This is a genomic window from Allostreptomyces psammosilenae (assembly GCF_013407765.1).
In the GTDB taxonomy this organism is placed as follows: domain Bacteria; phylum Actinomycetota; class Actinomycetes; order Streptomycetales; family Streptomycetaceae; genus Allostreptomyces; species Allostreptomyces psammosilenae.
Genome location: NZ_JACBZD010000002.1, coordinates 845,672 through 861,995, shown reverse-complemented (window position 1 = coordinate 861,995; position 16,324 = coordinate 845,672). Strand labels below are relative to the sequence as shown.

Annotated in this window: 16 protein-coding genes; 11 read left to right on the top strand and 5 right to left on the bottom strand. The window is 74.6% G+C overall.

Annotated features, from left to right (window positions below; all coding sequences use genetic code 11):
• Positions 1–5: 5 nt before the first annotated feature.
• Positions 6–401, bottom strand: a complete 396-nt coding sequence (locus tag FHU37_RS26025) for a DUF2087 domain-containing protein (protein WP_179817079.1) — start codon at positions 399–401, stop codon at positions 6–8.
• Between the two features lie 281 nt (positions 402–682).
• Between FHU37_RS26025 and FHU37_RS26020 the strand changes: the two genes are divergently transcribed.
• Together FHU37_RS26020 and FHU37_RS26015 are read left to right on the top strand one after the other, a co-directional pair.
• Entirely contained in the window at positions 683–1,174 is a 492-nt protein-coding gene (locus tag FHU37_RS26020) for a hypothetical protein (RefSeq protein ID WP_179817078.1), read from the top strand.
• Positions 1,175–1,249: 75 nt separating this feature from the next.
• Positions 1,250–2,422 (top strand): hypothetical protein, encoded by a 1,173-nt coding sequence (locus FHU37_RS26015; RefSeq protein ID WP_179817077.1) that lies wholly within the window; start codon positions 1,250–1,252, stop codon positions 2,420–2,422.
• A 169-nt stretch (positions 2,423–2,591) separates the two neighbouring features.
• On the opposite strand, the gene FHU37_RS26010 is transcribed toward FHU37_RS26015, so the two are convergent.
• Positions 2,592–3,719 (bottom strand): LLM class flavin-dependent oxidoreductase, encoded by a 1,128-nt coding sequence (locus FHU37_RS26010; RefSeq protein WP_376774064.1) that lies wholly within the window; start codon positions 3,717–3,719, stop codon positions 2,592–2,594.
• A 278-nt stretch (positions 3,720–3,997) separates the two neighbouring features.
• Here FHU37_RS26010 and FHU37_RS26005 point away from each other — a divergent pair, with 278 nt between their 5' ends.
• From FHU37_RS26005 to FHU37_RS25980, 6 genes are all read left to right on the top strand, one after another.
• Positions 3,998–4,906 (top strand): SMP-30/gluconolactonase/LRE family protein, encoded by a 909-nt coding sequence (locus FHU37_RS26005; RefSeq protein WP_179817076.1) that lies wholly within the window; start codon positions 3,998–4,000, stop codon positions 4,904–4,906.
• A gap of 540 nt (positions 4,907–5,446) precedes the next feature.
• Positions 5,447–6,451 (top strand): ectoine/hydroxyectoine ABC transporter substrate-binding protein EhuB, encoded by a 1,005-nt coding sequence (gene ehuB, locus FHU37_RS26000; protein ID WP_179817075.1) that lies wholly within the window; start codon positions 5,447–5,449, stop codon positions 6,449–6,451.
• A 22-nt stretch (positions 6,452–6,473) separates the two neighbouring features.
• The gene (ehuC, locus tag FHU37_RS25995; protein WP_179817074.1) at positions 6,474–7,346 is read left to right on the top strand and encodes an ectoine/hydroxyectoine ABC transporter permease subunit EhuC; all 873 of its coding nucleotides are present in this window, start codon (positions 6,474–6,476) and stop codon (positions 7,344–7,346) included.
• Entirely contained in the window at positions 7,343–8,011 is a 669-nt protein-coding gene (gene ehuD, locus FHU37_RS25990; RefSeq protein ID WP_179817073.1) for an ectoine/hydroxyectoine ABC transporter permease subunit EhuD, read from the top strand. Before ehuC ends, ehuD begins: the two co-directional genes overlap by 4 nt.
• Positions 8,008–8,877 (top strand): ectoine/hydroxyectoine ABC transporter ATP-binding protein EhuA, encoded by an 870-nt coding sequence (gene ehuA / locus FHU37_RS25985; protein WP_179817072.1) that lies wholly within the window; start codon positions 8,008–8,010, stop codon positions 8,875–8,877. The genes ehuD and ehuA overlap by 4 nt, the downstream gene beginning before the upstream one ends.
• 345 nt (positions 8,878–9,222) lie before the next feature.
• Positions 9,223–10,491 (top strand): MFS transporter, encoded by a 1,269-nt coding sequence (locus FHU37_RS25980; RefSeq protein WP_179817071.1) that lies wholly within the window; start codon positions 9,223–9,225, stop codon positions 10,489–10,491.
• Between the two features lie 174 nt (positions 10,492–10,665).
• Here the strand turns inward: FHU37_RS25980 and FHU37_RS25975 are convergent, their stop codons facing one another.
• On the bottom strand, positions 10,666–11,322 hold the full coding sequence (locus FHU37_RS25975; protein ID WP_179817070.1) for a TetR/AcrR family transcriptional regulator: 657 nt from the start codon (positions 11,320–11,322) through the stop codon (positions 10,666–10,668).
• 11 nt (positions 11,323–11,333) lie between these two features.
• Positions 11,334–12,014: a TetR/AcrR family transcriptional regulator gene (locus FHU37_RS25970; protein ID WP_179817069.1), complete on the bottom strand. Its 681-nt coding sequence runs from the start codon at positions 12,012–12,014 to the stop codon at positions 11,334–11,336.
• 116 nt (positions 12,015–12,130) lie between these two features.
• Here FHU37_RS25970 and FHU37_RS28700 point away from each other — a divergent pair, with 116 nt between their 5' ends.
• The 3 genes from FHU37_RS28700 to FHU37_RS25955 all read left to right on the top strand — a co-directional run bounded on the left by FHU37_RS28700 (position 12,131) and on the right by FHU37_RS25955 (position 14,966).
• Positions 12,131–12,676, top strand: a complete 546-nt coding sequence (locus FHU37_RS28700) for a nuclear transport factor 2 family protein (protein ID WP_179817068.1) — start codon at positions 12,131–12,133, stop codon at positions 12,674–12,676.
• Positions 12,673–13,653, top strand: a complete 981-nt coding sequence (locus FHU37_RS25960) for an NmrA family NAD(P)-binding protein (RefSeq protein ID WP_179817067.1) — start codon at positions 12,673–12,675, stop codon at positions 13,651–13,653. The genes FHU37_RS28700 and FHU37_RS25960 overlap by 4 nt, the downstream gene beginning before the upstream one ends.
• 338 nt (positions 13,654–13,991) lie before the next feature.
• Complete coding sequence (locus FHU37_RS25955; protein WP_179817066.1) at positions 13,992–14,966, top strand: XRE family transcriptional regulator; 975 nt, start codon at positions 13,992–13,994, stop codon at positions 14,964–14,966.
• On the opposite strand, the gene FHU37_RS25950 is transcribed toward FHU37_RS25955, so the two are convergent.
• Positions 14,963–16,264, bottom strand: coding sequence for a serine hydrolase domain-containing protein (locus tag FHU37_RS25950; RefSeq protein ID WP_179817065.1), 1,302 nt, complete (start codon positions 16,262–16,264; stop codon positions 14,963–14,965). The two genes, FHU37_RS25955 and FHU37_RS25950, sit on opposite strands and share 4 nt — an antisense overlap.
• Positions 16,265–16,324 lie beyond the last annotated feature (60 nt).

The window sequence follows — 16,324 nt, the reverse complement described above, 5'->3', positions numbered from 1 at the left end:
GCGGATCAGCCACCGGGCGCCGCCGCGGGCGCCGGCGCCGTGGCTGCGGCCGTCTCCTCCCCGCTGGGGCGCCAGTAGCGCCCGTGCTCCCGGGCCAGCAGGCCGTCGTCCACCAGGTGCCGGCGCAGCGTGACGTGGTCGGTCTCGCCGCCGTCGCACCAGCCGCGCAGGATGTCGTTGACCTGCCGCTCGTCGTACTCGTCGCCGAACGCGAAGGCCCGCTCGGCGACGTGACGCAGCACCAGGCGACGCCGGCCGAACCGCGCGGGGAGCCGGACCAGCCGGCCGTCCCGGACGAACGCCCGCAGCACAGCCTCCGCCTGCCGCCCGCTTGCGGGGCCGAGGGCGTGGCCGTCGTCGGGTCGGGGCATGGGCGTCGCGGCGGGGGTCTCAAGAGCCATGCGCGCACCCTAGACCGCGCCCTCGGGGCCGCGCGCGGCGTTTTCCGCCCTCTCGGCCCGAGCCCCCGGCAGGCGCGGCCGACGGGCGCCGCAGGCGGGCCCGGCCTCTCCCGGACGACCGGACGACGGACCGCCATTCGAATGATTGTTCCGTCCGTTCCCGTTAGGTGGGCGCCGATTGGGCACTGGTGTACCGGTCTTCGCCGGCACCTCACCGGGAACGCCGCACGGGAAGAAGAGAGGGGCGAGTGATGGGAAACGCCAAATACATCATGTTCCGCATGACGGATGGCTTCTACCTTACCGCCGAGGACATCACGAAGCTCAGCCGGCAGATCCTGGACTGCGCGCAGACCGATTCCCGGCCCGGCGAATCCGGACACGACCGCGAACCCGGACGGAATCCGGCGGAGGACGGCGCGGTGGATTCCCCGGACGGCGCCACGCGCATCACGCGCTGGCGGAACGAGAGCGATCTGCCGGCGTACGTGTACAGCACCGCCAGGCCGCAGGAGAGCCTGACGATCCCGAGCCGGGAGGACGGCGGCGGCCGGGAGCGGCCGATGTGGCTGCCGTGGCGCGGGCAGGGCCACCTGGAGATCGTCACCAAGATGCGCACGTACGACGTCTGGGACGACCGCGAGACCCGGCGCATCACGTACAAGTTCAGGCCGGAGGGATGGGAGCGGGGCAGGGCGCTCCTGGACCGGACCAGCGGCGAGTACACGCTCACCGTCCAGCCGGACGGCAGCGTTCAGGCGTCCCCGAACTGACGCCCGGGTTCCCGCGCCGCTTTCGGCGTTCGCCCGTCGTCCCGTGTTCAGCGGCCGAGTTAAGGAGAGACACCCATGACCGTCGAACGGCCCGACCTGCCGGACCTGCCCGCCCCCGAGAAGGCCGATCGCCGCCCGTTCCGGAACCGGCTGGCGACAATGGCGCTGACCGAGGAGCACGTGCGGAACTATCCCGTCGCGGATCCGAACGCGGAGGACCGGCGGCGCACGCTGGAGCGGATCGGCGCGGAACTCAGCGGGCATCTGATCGTCGACCCGGCGCGCCAGTGGTACGCCTTCGGGGAATTCCATCCGGTGAGCGACCACGTCGTCTACAACCCCGGTCCGCAGACGGCCAGCTACGAGATGAGCTGGTCCGACACCACCTCGGTGGCACACAGCGTGGAGGTCGCCTCCGGCGCGGGGGTCGCCATCAAGGAAATCTTCGAGGTCGCGGTCACCGCCACCTACGGCCAGGCCTGGACGGACGAGCACACCAAGGGCGAGGCGGTCGCCGTCGGTATCCGTCCGGGACACTTCGGCTGGATCGACCGGGCCACCCTGATCAGCACCGTCGAGGGCGAGTTCTTCCTCTCCGAGAGGCGCCTGACCACGCTGGGCGGCGCCGACTTCTGCCGCGACTTCTTCCCGGAGGTGGAGCCCTTCCGGTGGACCGGCGTGGCCAGCGGCCCGGGCAGGGTCGGCACCATGACCGGCGTGCTGATGACCGCGCAGCGGCCGGCCGACGAGGAGACGTTGCGTCTCCTGGAGGGGGTGGAAGGGGTGCGGCGCCACGGCGACCTGCGGCTGTTCCCCAGGGACGCCTTCCTCGGCGTGCCGTCCGCCGCGGAGGTGCTGCGCACCCCGGTCGGGGGCGGCGCCTCCGGTGGGAACGGGTCCGGTGGCAACGCGTCCGGCGACCCGGCGGCTGCCTCGGCCGCCCCCGCGTACCGGAGGCCGGCGGCCGAGGCGCTCACCCCCGCGCACGGCACCGCCCGCCCGGGGGTCCGGGTGAGCAGCCGCACGGAGTCCTTCGAGGTCGTCACCTTCGCCGGGGGCGAGCAGCCGGAGATCCTGGGCGCGGCGAGCGACTGGATGCGCCGGCACCCGCAGGTCCGCACGGTGGCCGGCAACTGGCGGTGGGATCCGCTGAACGAGCGGACCGGCACGGCGCTGTGGCTGCTGGACCTCGTCGTCGAGCACCGGCGGGAGCGGCCGCGGACCGGTTCCTCACCGGTGCCCCGCTGACCGGTCACGGCCGCCGCCGAGCCCCCTCGGCGCGTCCCGGGGCGGGGACGCGCCGAGGGCCGTGGGTGCACCAACCGCGACGCCCCCGCCGCCGCGGTGCCGGTGCCGGGACCGGGGCCGCGGGCCGCGGGCCGCGGGCCGCGGGCCGCGGTGCCGATGCCGCCGGGGCTCAGCCGCCGAGCAGCCCCCACGCCTTGGCCACCAGCTCGTAGGAGCGCAGCCGGGTGTCGTGGCCCGGCGCGTTGGTGGCGACCATGATCTCGTCGGCCCGGGTGCGCTCGGCCAGCGCCTCCAGTTCGGCGCGGACGGTGTCCGGCGCGCCGATCGCCATCGGCTCCGACCAGTGGTCGACGAACGCCTGCTCCTGCGGGCTGAACTCGTAGGCCGCCGCCTCCTCGACGGTGGGCAGCCGGCCCGGCCGTCCGGTGCGCAGCCGGATCATGGCCAGCGCCCCCGCCCGCGCCAGGGCACGGGCCTCCTCCTCGGTGTCGGCCGCGACGACGCCGGCGCACACCATGGCGTAGGGCTCCTGGAGCACCTCGGAGGGCTGGAAGCTCGCCCGGTACAGCTCCAGGGCGGGCAGCGTGTTGGCGGCGCTGAAGTGGTGCGCGAAGGAGAACGGCAGGCCGAGCTGGCCGGCGAGCTGGGCGCTGTACCCGCTGGAGCCGAGCAGCCAGATCGGCACCGCGCCCGGGCCGACGTCCGGAACCGCGGCGATCCGGCTGAAGGGGTGCGGGCTGGGGAAGGAGCCGTCGAGGAATCCGCGCAGCTCGGCGAGTTGCTCGGGGAAGTCGTCGACGCCGTGCGGGTCGGCGGTGGTGCGGCGCAGCGCGCGGGCGGTGGCGGGGTCGCTGCCGGGGGCGCGGCCGAGGCCGAGGTCGATCCGCCCGGGGTGGAGGGCGGCCAGGGTGCCGAACTGCTCGGCGATGACCAGCGGGGCGTGGTTCGGCAGCATGACGCCGCCGCTGCCGAGCCGGATCCGCCGGGTGACCGAGCCGAGGTGGGCGAGGAGCACGGCCGGGGAGGAGCTGGCGATGCCGGGCATGTTGTGGTGCTCGGCCACCCACAGGCGGTGGTAGCCCCAGCCCTCGGCCGAGCGGGCCAGCTCCGTGGAGGTGCGCAGGGCGTCGGAGGGGGTGGTGCCGCTGGTGACCGGGGCGAGGTCGAGGACGGACAGCGCCGGCCGACCGGTGGCGTCGCGGCCGGGCAGGTCGGCGGCCGGGCCGGCCTGCGGGGTCGATCCGGCGGACGGGTTCGCGGTGGTGTGCTGCGGGGCGGTGGGGTCGGCGCTGGTCACTGCGTTGGGCTCCTCGGCGACCGGGGACGGGTGGGACTGCGTCCCCGAACAACCACTTGGCCTAGCCAACTATTCCTGGCGGTTGCGGCGCGGACGACGGCCGCGGGGATGGCCGTATCGGGTCAGCCGGCCCTGCCGCGCGTGGCGTGCCGGTGGCGGGGCCGGGAGAATCGTTCCTGATCATTCGTTCCTGATCAGCCGCCGCGACGGACCCCGCGCGACGGCACGGCCCGCGCCCCGGCGAGCGGACGCGGGGGAGACGAGGGAGAAGGGCACCCATGGCCTCCGTCGAGCAGGTGACCCCGCCGTTGTGCGACCACGGCGAGGGGCCGGTGTGGTTCGCCCCCTGGGGCGGGCTGCGGTGGGTCGACATGCTCGTCGGCGACGTCCTCGCCCTCGACCACAGCACCGGCGAGACCAGCCGGCACCACGTCGGCTCGGTGGCGGCCGTGCTGCGCCCGCGCCGTGACGGCGGGACCGTGCTGGCGCTGGAGCGCGGCTTCGCCCTGCTGCCGCCGTCCGGGATCGCGGCCGGGGAGAAGGGCGCCTGGGACGGGCTGACCGCTGGCGCGGTGCCGGAGCCGCTGGGCGAGCTGTGGAGCGATCCCGGGGTGCGGATGAACGAGGGGGGCTGCGATCCCGACGGGGTGTTCTACTGCGGGTCGATGGCCTATGACAAGACGCCCGGCGCGGGCCGGGTGTACCGCCTGGGGCCGGACCTGGCGGCCGGCACGGCCGAGCCGTTCGGCGCGGTGACCATCTCCAACGGCTTCGGGTTCAGCCCGGACCACACCCTCGCCTACTACATCGACACGCCGACCCGGCGGATCGACGTCTTCGACTTCGTGCCCGGCCGGGGGCTGAGCGGCCGGCGGCCGTTCGTGCGCATCCCGGACGAGGCGGGCGTTCCGGACGGCCTGACGGTGGACGCCGAGGGCGGCGTGTGGGTCGCGCTGTGGGGTGGGTCGGCCGTGCACCGGTACGCGCCGGACGGTTCGCTGTCGGAGGTGCTGAGCCTGCCGGCCACCCAGGTCACCGCCTGCGTGTTCGGCGGGGACGGCCTCGACGAGCTGTACGTCACCACCTCCCAGCAGGAGATCGACCCGGCCGGCCAGCCGGCCGCCGGAGCGCTGTTCCGGGCCGAGGTGGGCGTGCGCGGACTCCCCGTGCTCCCCTTCGCCGGCTGAGCCCTTCCACCTGCTGGCCGGCTCAGCTCTCCCCGCATGCTCCTGCCACCTGGGGCGCACGCTCCTGACACCCAGGTCACGTGCTCCTGCCAGCCCGGCCGCGTACTCCTACCGGCCCGGCCGCATGCTCCTGACACCCAGCCTTAGGGCGTCAGGAGCATGCCATTTCCCGCGCCCACTCCCCCGAATGTTCTGGGGGGACCCCCTGTTTCAGGATCCCATGGCGCGATGACGGAGCGCAGCCCCCCACTTTCCGTCTGTGGATAACTTCGATTCGACCGCGGACAACTCCGGCCCGTCCCCCGCGCATACGGCCCATCCCCCGCGTGAATCCGGCCCCATCCCCGGCTCCCCCCACCCAATCCCCATCCCACCCCGCCCGCCTCCGGAGCGAATATCCGCAGGCCATCCCCCGGCGCGTGTCGCAATCGTTACCGGATCAATCGGATTACCCATGACAAACCAGGGCACGGATCGCCCCCGGCCCTGGCGCCCCCACAGTGTCCGGGTCCGAACGCCTACCACGAACGCGGGAGGAACATGTCTGTCCAGCGGACCGGAATCGGGTCACCGCCCACGGCGGCCCCGGCGCACCACGACCCACCCCAGCCCGGCGGCCGGCGGGTGCCCCGCCGCCGCTTCCTGCGCGGAGGGGCGCTGACCGCGCTGGGCGCCGCCGCGGCGGTGGGCGGGCTGGCGGGGGCGAGCGGGTGCGGCCGCGTCTCGCTCGCCTCCGACGTCCCGGGCGGCAACCTGCTGGAGCAGTTGCGGGAGAAGGGCCAGGTCCGGCTCGGCATTGCCGGCGAGATCCCGATGGGCTACATCGACGACCAGGCCCGGCTGACCGGCCAGTCCCCCACCGTCGCCCGGACGGTCTTCCAGCGCCTCGGGGTGGGCACCACCACCGCCGTGCCGACCGACTTCGGCTCGCTGATCCCCGGCCTGAAGGCCGGCCTGTTCGACTGCATCGCCGCCGGCATGTACATCACCCCCGAGCGCTGCCAGGAGATCGCCTTCAGCGACCCGGACTACCAGATGCCGGACGCCTTCATCACCGGGCGGGGCAACCCCGCGGGCCTGCGCGACTACACCGACATCGCCGCGGACGACTCGGTGGTCCTGGGGGTCGCCAGCGGCGGCATCCAGATCTCCTACGCCGAGTCGTTCGGCGTGCCGCAGAGCCGGGTGCGGGTCTTCCCGGACAACCTGGCGGCGCTGGACGGCCTGCTCGCCGGACGCACCACCGTCATGGCCGCCACCTCCATCACCCTGCGCAACCTGCTGGCCGACGGCAGCCATCCCCAGCTGGAGATGACCGAGCCGTTCTTCCCGGTCATCGACGGTGTCAAGCAGTGGGGCGCCGGCGGCTACGGCTTCCACCCGCTGCAGACCCGGCTGCGCGACGCGTTCAACGTGGAGCTGGCCAAGCTGAAGGCCAGCGGCGAACTGCTCCGCCTGGTCCGCCCGTTCGGCTACACCGAGGCCGAGATGACCGACCTGACCGCCGAAGAGCTGTGCGCCGGAACCGCCGGCGCCGGCGCGTGACGCGGCGCGGGAGCTGTTCACCATGACCATGCCGCTGTTCCTGCTGCTCCTCCAGGGGCTGTGGGTGACGGTCCAGCTGACCGTCCTGGCCGCCGCGCTGGCGACGGTGTTCGCCTTCGTCGCCGGCCTGGCCCGCACCTCCACCCGCCGCCCGGTCCGGATCCTGGCCGGCCTGTACGTGGAGGTCTTCCGCGCCACCTCGGCCCTGGTGCTGATGTTCTGGCTGTTCTTCGCCCTGCCCATGCTGGGCTGGCAGCTGGCCCCGCTGTGGGCGGGCACGCTGGCCCTCGCCCTGTCCTACGGGGCCTACGGCGCGGAGGTGGTGCGGGCGGCGGTGGCCGCCGTGCCCGCCGGGCAGACCGAGGCCGCCGTGGCCCTGAACCTGACCCGCTGGCAGCGCACCCGCCTGGTGGTGCTGCCGCAGGCCGTCGTCGAGATGCTGCCCAGCTTCAGCAACCTGCTGATCGAGCTGCTCAAGGGCACCTCGCTGGCCTCCATCGTGGTGATCGCGGAGCTCACCTTCGACGCCAACCTGGTGCGCCTGGCGACCGGCGACAGCGCCCTCGTCTACGCGACCATCCTGGTGCTGTACTTCGCCGTGGCCTTCCTGCTCACCCGTGTGATGCGGCTGCTGGAGCGGCGCGCCAAGGCCGCCGTCGGGCGCGGCCCCGCGGCGCCCACCGCGCCGGACCCGGCGGCGCCACCGGCGCCGACCGGCGGGCCGCTCGCCGGGGTGGCCGGCGCGCTCCGACGCCTGGCCCCGGCCGGCGCCCGCACCGGGACCGCGGCCGGCGCCCGCACCGGGACCGCGGCCGGCGCCCGAACCGGGACCGCGACCGGGGCCCGAACCGCGACCGGGGCCCGCGCCCGCGCCGGGGAAGGGAGCGCCGCATGAGCTGGGACTGGGACTACACCCGGGCCTTCCTGCCCGACCTGCTCGCCGGTTTGTGGACCGCCGTCCAGGCCACGGCCCTCGGCTCGGTGCTCGCCTTCGCCCTCGGCCTGGTGTGGGCGCTGCTGCTGCGCTCCGGCAGCCGCTGGGTCACCTACCCGGTGCACGGCGCGGTGGAGTTCGTCCGGAACACCCCGCTGCTGGTGCAGCTGTTCTTCCTCTTCTACGTCCTGCCGTCGACCGGGATCGCCTTCTCGCCGCTGGCCACCGGGATCATCGGCCTGGGTCTGCACTACTCCACGTACACCGCCGAGGTGTACCGCGCCGGCATCGACGCCGTGCCCCGCGGGCAGTGGGAGGCGGCCACGGCGCTGAGCCTGCCGCGCACCCGGGTGTGGACCTCCGTGGTGCTGCCGCAGGCGATCCGCCGGGTGGTGCCGCCACTCGGCAACTACATCCTGTCCATGTTCAAGGACACGCCGATGCTCTCCGCGATCACCGTGCTGGAGATGCTCAAGCGGGCCCAGGAGGTCGGCGCGGAGTCCTTCCGCTACCTGGAGCCGATCACAGTGGTCGGCGTGCTGTTCGTGCTGGTCGCCTACCCGACCTCACTGGCCCTGCGCGCGCTGGAACGGCGGGTCGCCGGGCCCGTCGCCACGGCCCGATGACGGCCCGCCAGGTCCCACCCGTCCCCCCACGCGAGGCTCACGTGACCACCCACCCCTCCCCCACCCCCACACCGTTCGCCACCGGCACCGACCGGTCGGCGGAACTCGTCCGCTTCGACCACGTCACCAAGCGGTTCGGCGACCACGTCGTGCTGGACGACCTGGACTTCGCCGTCGCCCCGCGCCGGCACGTCACCCTGATCGGCCCCTCGGGTTCCGGCAAGACCACCATCCTGCGCCTGCTGATGACGCTGCTCCGCCCGGACGAGGGCACCATCACCGTGGACGGCGACCTGCTCACCCACGAACGGCGCGGCGGCCGGCTGGTCCCGGCCGGCGAGCGGCACGTCCGCGCGGTGCGCCGGAAGATCGGCATGGTCTTCCAGCAGTTCAACCTCTTCCCCAACATGCGGGTGCTGCGGAACATCACCGAGGCCCCCGTGCACGTGCTCGGGCGGGACCGGGACGAGGCCGAGCAGCGCGCCAGGGAGCTGCTGGAGCTGGTCGGGCTCTCCGACAAGGTGGACGCCTACCCCGGCCAGCTCTCCGGCGGCCAGCAGCAGCGGGTGGCGATCGCCCGGGCGCTGGCCATGGAGCCCCGCGTGCTGCTGCTGGACGAGGTCACCTCGGCACTGGACCCGGAGCTCGTGGCCGGCGTGCTGGACCTGCTGCGCGACGTGGCCCGCAGCACGGACGTCACGATGGTCTGCGTGACGCACGAGATGTCCTTCGCCCGGGACGTCTCCGACACGGTGCTGATGTTCGACCAGGGGCGGGTCATCGAGTCGGGCCCGCCGGAGAAGATCTTCACCGATCCGGAACAGCCCCGCACCCGGGAGTTCCTGAGCGCCGTGCTGGAGAACTGAGCGGTACTCACCACGCCCTGCCCGCAACGATTTCCGGCGCCCCGGCGGTTCGCCGCCGGGGCGCCGCCGCGTCGCCTTCCCGCCCTTTTCCGCCGGGACATTGTCCGACTTTCAGTCTCGTCATCCCATCCTCAAGTCGGAGATATGGGAGAAATCGAGAAATCCTAACGGTTCCGGACGGTACACAGTTCGCGGAGCGCACATTACAGCATTCGCACCACTTTATCCCCCAAAACACCCAAAATCCACCCAATAAGCGGGCGGGAAGGAGCTCGCCGAATTCACCACCCGCTGCCCGTGGGTAGTTTCGGAGAGTAGTTCCACCCTCACTCTCAGGGACGACCCATGAAGCTCGACACCTCCCGGGCTACCCCCCGCGTACGTCACGCCAGGCGTGCGATCACCCTGACCTCCTTCATCCACTCGGCCGTCTACACCAGCTGGGTGGCCCGCATCCCGCAGGTCCAGGACGCCCTCGGCCTCAGCACCGCGGAGCTCTCCGAGGCCTTCCTCGGCCTCACCTTCGGACCGCTGCTGTCCATACCGCTCGTCGGTTGGGCCACCCACCGCTACGGGAGCCGCGTAGCGGTACGGCTGACCCTGCTCGCGTCCTGCGTCACGCTCGGGCTGCCGGCCCTCGCCGGCAACCTGGCCACGCTGTTCGTCTGCCTGGCGCTGTTCAGTGCGGCGACCGCCGGGCTGTCGATGGCGCTCAACGCCCACGGCGTGACGGTGCAGGCGCACTACCGCCGGCCGATGTTCGCCACCGTGCACGCCGCGAACAGCTTCGGCGGTGTGCTGGGCTCGGTGGCGGGCGCGATCGCCGCGGCCGCCTCCGTGCCACCGGCCACCCACCTGGGCTGCGCCGCGGCGCTGTGCACCGTCGTCGGCATAGTCTCCACGCGCTGGCTGCTGCCCGGGGCGAGCGACCGGGGCGTCGACCGGCGCCCGCGCGGACTGTCCCTGCCGGACCGGCAGACCCTCACCGGGCCGCTGCTGGGGCTCGGCATGCTGGCGCTGTGCGTCATCGTCGTGGAGAGCGCGGTGACCAACTGGAGCGCCATCTACCTCAGCGACGGCCTGGGCGCCGGGACGGCGGTCGCCAGCGCCGGCTTCATCGTCTTCGCCTCGGCGATGGCGACGGGCCGGATGTTCGCCGACCGGGTGGGCGCCCGCTTCGGCACGGTGCGCACCGTGCGGACCGCCGCCACGGTCGCCGCGCTGACCCTGATCACTACGGTGACCATCGGCCACCCGGTGGCCGCGATCATCGGCCTGGCCGTGCTCGGCGCCGGACTGTCGGCGCTGGTCCCGGCCACCATGCGGGCGGCCGGCGAACTGCCGGACGTGCCGCGGGCGGGCGGCATCGCGGCGGTGTCCACCGCCGGCTACCTCGGCGGGCTGGCCGGGCCGGCGTCCTTCGGCTTCACCGCCGGCGTGGTCGGGCTGAGCGGCGCCTTCGCCGGGATGGCCCTGCTGGTGCTGCTCGCGGCGGGGCTGGCCGGCATCCTGGCGGTGGCACGGGCCTCCGTCCCCACCGCCGGCGGCGTCCCGGAGCAGCAGATCCGCGCCGGCAACGTCGAACCGCCCCGGGAGCACCATCCGGGCCGGTGACCGTGCGGGAGGCCCCCGCGCGCCGACGGCGCGCGGGGGCCCCGGCGTGCCAGGGCCGCGATCGCCCGGGCGTGCGGCGCCCGGCGCACGTGGGCCGGCGTGCGGCGGCCGGCGCGCGGGGCTGGTCCGCGAGGCCCGCCGTGCGGGGCTGGTCCGCGGGGGCCGGGGCGCGGTTCAGTCGTCGGGGATGCCCAGGCCGCGGCGGCCGACCAGCACCAGCGTGTCGAAGAGCGCCTGCTCCTCCTCGGCGGTGTGCTCCCGGCTGAAGAGGTGGTGGCAGTTGCGCTCGACCATCCAGACCAGCGTGGTGGCCAGCGTCCTGGCGTCCCCCCGGTGGGGCAGCAGACCGCGCTCGCGGTCCCGCTCGACCGCCTCGACTACCAGTTCCGCGCACCGGTTGTTGACGTCCTGCCACATCGAGCCGCGCTCGGCGTCCCGCGCGGCGATCTCGATGGCCGCCCGGAACACCCCGCCGCGCCGGCGCCACGCCTCGAAGGTCGCCTCGACCATGCGCCGGACCACGACGTCCATCGGCTCACCGGAGGCGACCAGGGCGGCGATGCCGCTGATCAGCTCCTGGGTCACGCGCCCGATGACCGCGTCGACGATCGCGTCCTTGCCGTCGAAGTAGAAGTACACCGCCGGGCGCGACAGACCGGCCCCGGAGGCGATGGCCTCTATGGTCACCTCGGACAGCGGCCGGTCGCCGAGCACGCTCTCCGCGCTCTCCAGCAGTGCCAGCTCGCGCACGTCACCCTGCCGTGGACCGGTCCGTCGGCGGCCCCTGCGCGGGACACCGGTCACCGTGGACGACAGCTCACCCTCACCCATGGGTGGCGATGCTATAGCGAAAGGTCGTCAGGTGATGTTCCGTCACCAAACCTTGATGGAGCCGTCTCCGGCGGATCCGCCGCCGCGCCCGCGGGCACGGCGCCGAGGGCGCGCAGCACGGCGTCGGCGGCGCGCTCGAAGTAGCCCTCCTCGACCGGGGCGCGCCGGACCACCATGCGCCAGTACACCAGCGCCCCGAGCAGGTCGAGCGCCAGTTCGCGGTCGACGTCCGCGGCGAGCTCGCCGCGCTCGACGGCGCGCTCCAGCAGCGCCGCGCCGTGCGCCCGCCGCGGGTCGCCGACGCTGACGGCGAGGGCCCGGGCCAATGCCGGGGTGCGCCCGGCCTCGGCGACGAGGTCGGACAGGATGCCGCCGATCCGCGGCTCGGCCAGCCACTCGGCGACGGCGCGCAGCACGGCCAGCACGTCACCGCGCAGGCTCCCCGTCCCGGGGACCTTGGCCATCGGCACGCTCAGCTCGGCCACGGCGGCGACCACCATCTCCTGCTTGGACGGCCACCGCCGGTACAGCGCGCTCTTGCCGACACCGGCTCGCCGGGCCACGCCCTCCATCGACAGCCGGGCGTAGCCGCACTCCGCCAACTCCGCCAGGACGGCGTCCCGGATGGAGCTGGTGAGCTCCGGGCGCAGCACGGCGGCGCCGGCGGGTGGTTTGCGTCGGGATTCGGCCATGGGGCGAGTATAGGCCGCGAACACGTCGGGACGGTACAGTCCCGTCGCGTTGTAGGCTGGTCTCCGCGGGTGGGTCGGTCCACCCGTTCCCGAGCGTGTGAGAGTGGGGTTTGGGGATGAACGACACAACGGCCGCGGCGCCCGAGGGGGACGCCGTCCGGCAGCACACCCTCGCCGTGATCGAGGCCGCGCGGCGGACGCTGCTGGCGCACGACATGTCGGCCTTCGCGGACCTGTGGGCGCCGGACGGCACGCTGGAGTTCCCGTTCGCCGCGCCCGGCGCGCCACGACGGCTGTCCGGCCGGGAGGAGGTGCGCGCGTACCTCGCCGACTACACCGACCACATCGACCTGCGCGCACTGCCGGAGTTCCGGGTGCACCCGACGCTCGACCCGCGCACGGCCGTGGTGGAGATGCGGGCGGAGGGCTTCGTCGTGCCCACCGGCCGCCCCTACGAGTTGCGGTACGTCGCGGTGGTCACCGTCGAGGCCGACGGCATCTCCTCCTACCGCGACTACTGGAGCCCGCTGGCCGCGGCCGAGGCGCTGGGCGACGCGCTGCCCGGGCGCGGCGTCGGCGCCGGGGAGGTCGGGGAGGGTGTCGGGGACGGGGACCGGCACGGGGCCGGCGCGGGTGACCGGCAGGGGGCGCAGGCCCGATGAGCGAGCGTCAGCCTTCCCTCCCGCCGGCCGAGCCGGCGCCCTGGTCCGCTCCGCAGCCCGGGTCCGCCCACGGCTCGCCCACCGTGCTGGTCACCGGCGGCACCGGCACCACCGGAAGCCGGGTGGTCCGGATGCTCCGGGAGGAGGCGCCGTCCGCCCGGGTGCGCCTGGCCAGCCGTCACCCGGATCCCGACGGGGAGAGGGCCGATCCCGGGGTGGAGGCCGTCCGTTTCGACTGGCGGGATCCGCTCACCCATGCCGCGGCCCTGCGCGGGGCGGACCGGGTCTACCTGGTCGCCCCGGTCGCCGAGGCCGATCCGGCGCCGCTCGTGGAAACGTTCCTGCATGCCGCCCGGCGGGCCGGCGTGCGGCGTGTGGTGGCGCTGTCCTCCTCCGCCGTCGCGGAGGGCGCGCCGGGGCTGGGGCGCGTCCACCGGATGGTGCGCGAACTGTTCCCGGACGGCTGGACGGTGCTGCGGCCGTCCTGGTTCATGCAGAACTTCCTGGGCGACCACCCGCTGGCGGAGGGCATCCGGCGCGACGGCACGATGGTGACCGCCACCGGCGCGGGCCGGCTGCCGTTCGTGGACGCGGAGGACATCGCCGCGGTGGCGGTGCGCGCGCTGCTGGACGACGCCCCGCACAACACGGCGCACCTGGTGACCGGCCCGGAGGCGCTGGACTACGGGACGGCGGCGGAGATCATCAGCCGGGTCTCCGGGCGGCCGGTGCGTCACCAGCCGGTCTCGGTGGCCGAACGCGCGGCCCGGTACGTGGCCGGCGGCTACCCGGCGGACTTCGCGGCGGCCCTGGCGGAACTCGACGCCGCGATCCGTGACGGCCTCCAGGAGGAGGTCTCCGACGTGGTGCGGCGGCTGACCGGCCGTCCGCCGCGTTCCTTCGCCGCCTTCGCACAGGCGCACCGGGACGCCTGGCGGGCGCCGGTGGGCGCCGACGGCCGCGGCCCGGCGTCGTGAACTCGCCGTGGGGCCGGCCCCCCGACCGGCCCCACGGCTCCCCCCGCCCCCCTGCCACGCGCAGACGGGTCGGCGCGCGGCGGCGTGCACCGGTGGCGTCCGGTGGCATGGCCTCCGGATCGCGAACCGGTTCGGTTCCCCCGTGGTGTCGAGACTGCCGCCAGGGCGGGCGCCCCGACAACCCCGGGACGCCGTCCGGGACGGCCCGCGCGCTGTCCGGCCTGGTCAGCGGCCGTCCGTGCGGCTGTCCCGGACAGCGGCCGAGGCGCGACCGGCTGGCCGGGGGATGGCGGGAAGCTGGATTGATCCGCCCGCCGCCCGGCCGACAGGATGCCGCCATGGAGACGGCGAGCGAGGTACGACCCGAGCAGGCCGGCAACACCGCGGAGTTCGTCGCCCTGCTGCGGGAACTCAAGGCGCGGTCGGGGCTCTCCTACCGGCAGCTGGAGGAGGCCGCCACGCGCCACGGCGAGGTGCTGGCGCGCAGCACGATCGCCGACACGCTGCGCCGCGAGGCGCTGCCGCGCCCGGAGGTGCTGGCCGCGTTCGTCCGGGCCTGCGGCGTGGACGGCGACCGGCTCCGGGCGTGGCTCGACGCGCGGAGCCGGCTGGCCCTCGCCGACGACCCGGCGCCCGGGACGGCACCGCCGCCCCCGGCTGAGGAACCGTCTCCGCCCCCGCTCGAACCGGCTCCGCCGCGGGCACCCGGCCGGCGCACCGCGGGGCGGGGCCGGCGCCGGGTCTCTCCGCTCGTGCTCGCCGGCGCCGCGCTCGCCCTGCTGGTCCTGGGCGGTGCGGTGGTGTGGCTGGTGCGCGGCGCCCTCACCGCGCCGTCCACCGCCGGCGCGGTCTTCCCGGACGGCGAGGTGGAGATCCGCCCGGCGGGTGCCCCGGAGCTGTGCCTGACGGAAGGGCGGGAACGCGACGGGCGGTACGACAGCGCCGTGGCCGTCCAGCGCCCCTGCGCGGAGGCGGTGCCACCGCGCACCCGGCTGCACGGGATCGGGGACGGCCGCCACCACATCCAGTGGGACCACCCGGAGCACGGCCTCGGCTGCCTCACCGCGCTCGCCGACGGGGCGGCGGCCGGCCTGTTCGAGCCCCGGGACGACTGCTCCGGCGACCACCCCGACCAGCGCTTCCGCTTCGAGCCGCTCGCCGGCCCGGACGGTGCGTACCGGATTCGTGTCGGGCAGGGCGACCGGTGCGTGGGGATCCGGGACGGCGAGCGGACGGCCGGCGCGGAGGCGGTCCAGGAACCGTGCGCGGACTCGGCCGCCCAGCGGTTCCTGGTGGTCCCGCTGGACCGCTAGGGCGCGACGACCGGGTCCCCGGCCGACGGCAGCGGGCCGAGGGAGCCGGGGTCCGGGAGTTCCACGGTGGCCCCGCCGGCGGCGCGCGCGGCGGGCGCCTCTATCTGCTCGCCGCACAGCCCCGCGGCCAGCACGCCGTTCAACGCGAGCCCGGTGCTCTCCGGGTCGAGGGTGAGGCTCTGGCTCATCGCCACGGCGATCTGCGCGCCGGTGTCCTCCGCCCACAGGGCCCAGTTGGAGAAGCCGGGCAGGTCACCGCCGTGTCCCCAGGCGGCCGTCATCCCGTCGCCGCACCACACCGGCAGCCGGAACAGCCCCAGGCCGTAGCCGACCGGGCTGCCCTCGGCGATCGGCACCGTGCGCTGCATCTCGGCGAGTTGCTCGGCCGGCAGCAGCTCGCCCTCCAGCAGGGCCCCGTAGAAGCGGTTCAGGTCCCGGGCGCTGGAGACCAGGGAGCCGGAGGCCCACACCCGGGAGACGTTGTAGTCGGTCACGTCGGTGAAGGAGGTGTAGGGCTCGTAGAGGAGCTCGTAGCCGCGGAAGGCGGGCCGCAGGACGAACGGGAAGCTCCCCGACAGGTAGGTGTCGCGCAGCCCGAGCGGGCGCAGCACGCGGCTGGTCAGGGCCTGGTTCAGGCTGTGGCCGGTCACCTCCTCGATCAGCAGGCCGAGCACGGTGTAGCCGATGTTGGAGTACTGCCAGCCGGTTCCGGGGGCGAACGCCAGCGGCTGCCGGGTGGCCTCGGCGACCAGGTCGAGCGGCCGGTAGTCGCGCCAGCGGGCGGTGTCGACCTCCGTCAGGTCGTGCCAGTGCACGATGTCGCGGGGCAGGCCGGAGGTGTGCTGGAGCAGCTGCCGGACGGTGATCGGCTCCGGGTAGGGCAGCAGGCCGGGCAGGTGGTCCGCCACCGGGTCGTCCAGCCCGAGGCGTCCCTCGGCCACCAGTTGCAGCACGACGGTGGCCACGAAGGTCTTGGTGACGCTGGCGGCCCGGTACCGGCCGGCGGGGTCGACGGCCCGGCCGTTGCGGACGTCGGCGACGCCGCTGCCGCCGAGCCACCGGCCCTGCTCGTCCTCCACCAGGGCCAGGGCGCCGGGCACCCCGGCCGCCGGTATGCCGTCCAGCGCCGCCTGGAGGTACGGCCGGGCGGGTGTCCCGGCCGGGTTCCCGCCGCCGGGCGCGGTGGCCGGTGAGGTGGCCGGGGCGGCGCTCGCGGGGGCGGCGGCGAGCACGCCCGCCACCACCCCGGCGGCGAGCGTGGCGGCGACCGTACGGGTGGGCCTTCGGGTGAGCCTCATGCCGAGCGTCCTTCGTTCTGCTGACAGCTTTGTCATTTAGCGATCAGAATTGATCGACTA

Bases quoted from the DNA above. Each gene is read 5' to 3' on its own strand.
- FHU37_RS26025 (WP_179817079.1), bottom strand. From the start codon at position 401: ATGGCTCTTGAGACCCCCGCCGCGACGCCCATGCCCCGACCCGACGAC.
- FHU37_RS26020 (WP_179817078.1), top strand. From the start codon at position 683: ATGACGGATGGCTTCTACCTTACCGCCGAGGACATCACGAAGCTCAGC.
- FHU37_RS26015 (WP_179817077.1), top strand. From the start codon at position 1,250: ATGACCGTCGAACGGCCCGACCTGCCGGACCTGCCCGCCCCCGAGAAG.
- FHU37_RS26005 (WP_179817076.1), top strand. From the start codon at position 3,998: ATGGCCTCCGTCGAGCAGGTGACCCCGCCGTTGTGCGACCACGGCGAG.
- ehuB (WP_179817075.1), top strand. From the start codon at position 5,447: ATGTCTGTCCAGCGGACCGGAATCGGGTCACCGCCCACGGCGGCCCCG.
- ehuC (WP_179817074.1), top strand. From the start codon at position 6,474: ATGACCATGCCGCTGTTCCTGCTGCTCCTCCAGGGGCTGTGGGTGACG.
- ehuD (WP_179817073.1), top strand. From the start codon at position 7,343: ATGAGCTGGGACTGGGACTACACCCGGGCCTTCCTGCCCGACCTGCTC.
- ehuA (WP_179817072.1), top strand. From the start codon at position 8,008: ATGACGGCCCGCCAGGTCCCACCCGTCCCCCCACGCGAGGCTCACGTG.
- FHU37_RS25980 (WP_179817071.1), top strand. From the start codon at position 9,223: ATGAAGCTCGACACCTCCCGGGCTACCCCCCGCGTACGTCACGCCAGG.
- FHU37_RS25975 (WP_179817070.1), bottom strand. From the start codon at position 11,322: ATGGGTGAGGGTGAGCTGTCGTCCACGGTGACCGGTGTCCCGCGCAGG.
- FHU37_RS25970 (WP_179817069.1), bottom strand. From the start codon at position 12,014: ATGGCCGAATCCCGACGCAAACCACCCGCCGGCGCCGCCGTGCTGCGC.
- FHU37_RS28700 (WP_179817068.1), top strand. From the start codon at position 12,131: ATGAACGACACAACGGCCGCGGCGCCCGAGGGGGACGCCGTCCGGCAG.
- FHU37_RS25960 (WP_179817067.1), top strand. From the start codon at position 12,673: ATGAGCGAGCGTCAGCCTTCCCTCCCGCCGGCCGAGCCGGCGCCCTGG.
- FHU37_RS25955 (WP_179817066.1), top strand. From the start codon at position 13,992: ATGGAGACGGCGAGCGAGGTACGACCCGAGCAGGCCGGCAACACCGCG.
- FHU37_RS25950 (WP_179817065.1), bottom strand. From the start codon at position 16,264: ATGAGGCTCACCCGAAGGCCCACCCGTACGGTCGCCGCCACGCTCGCC.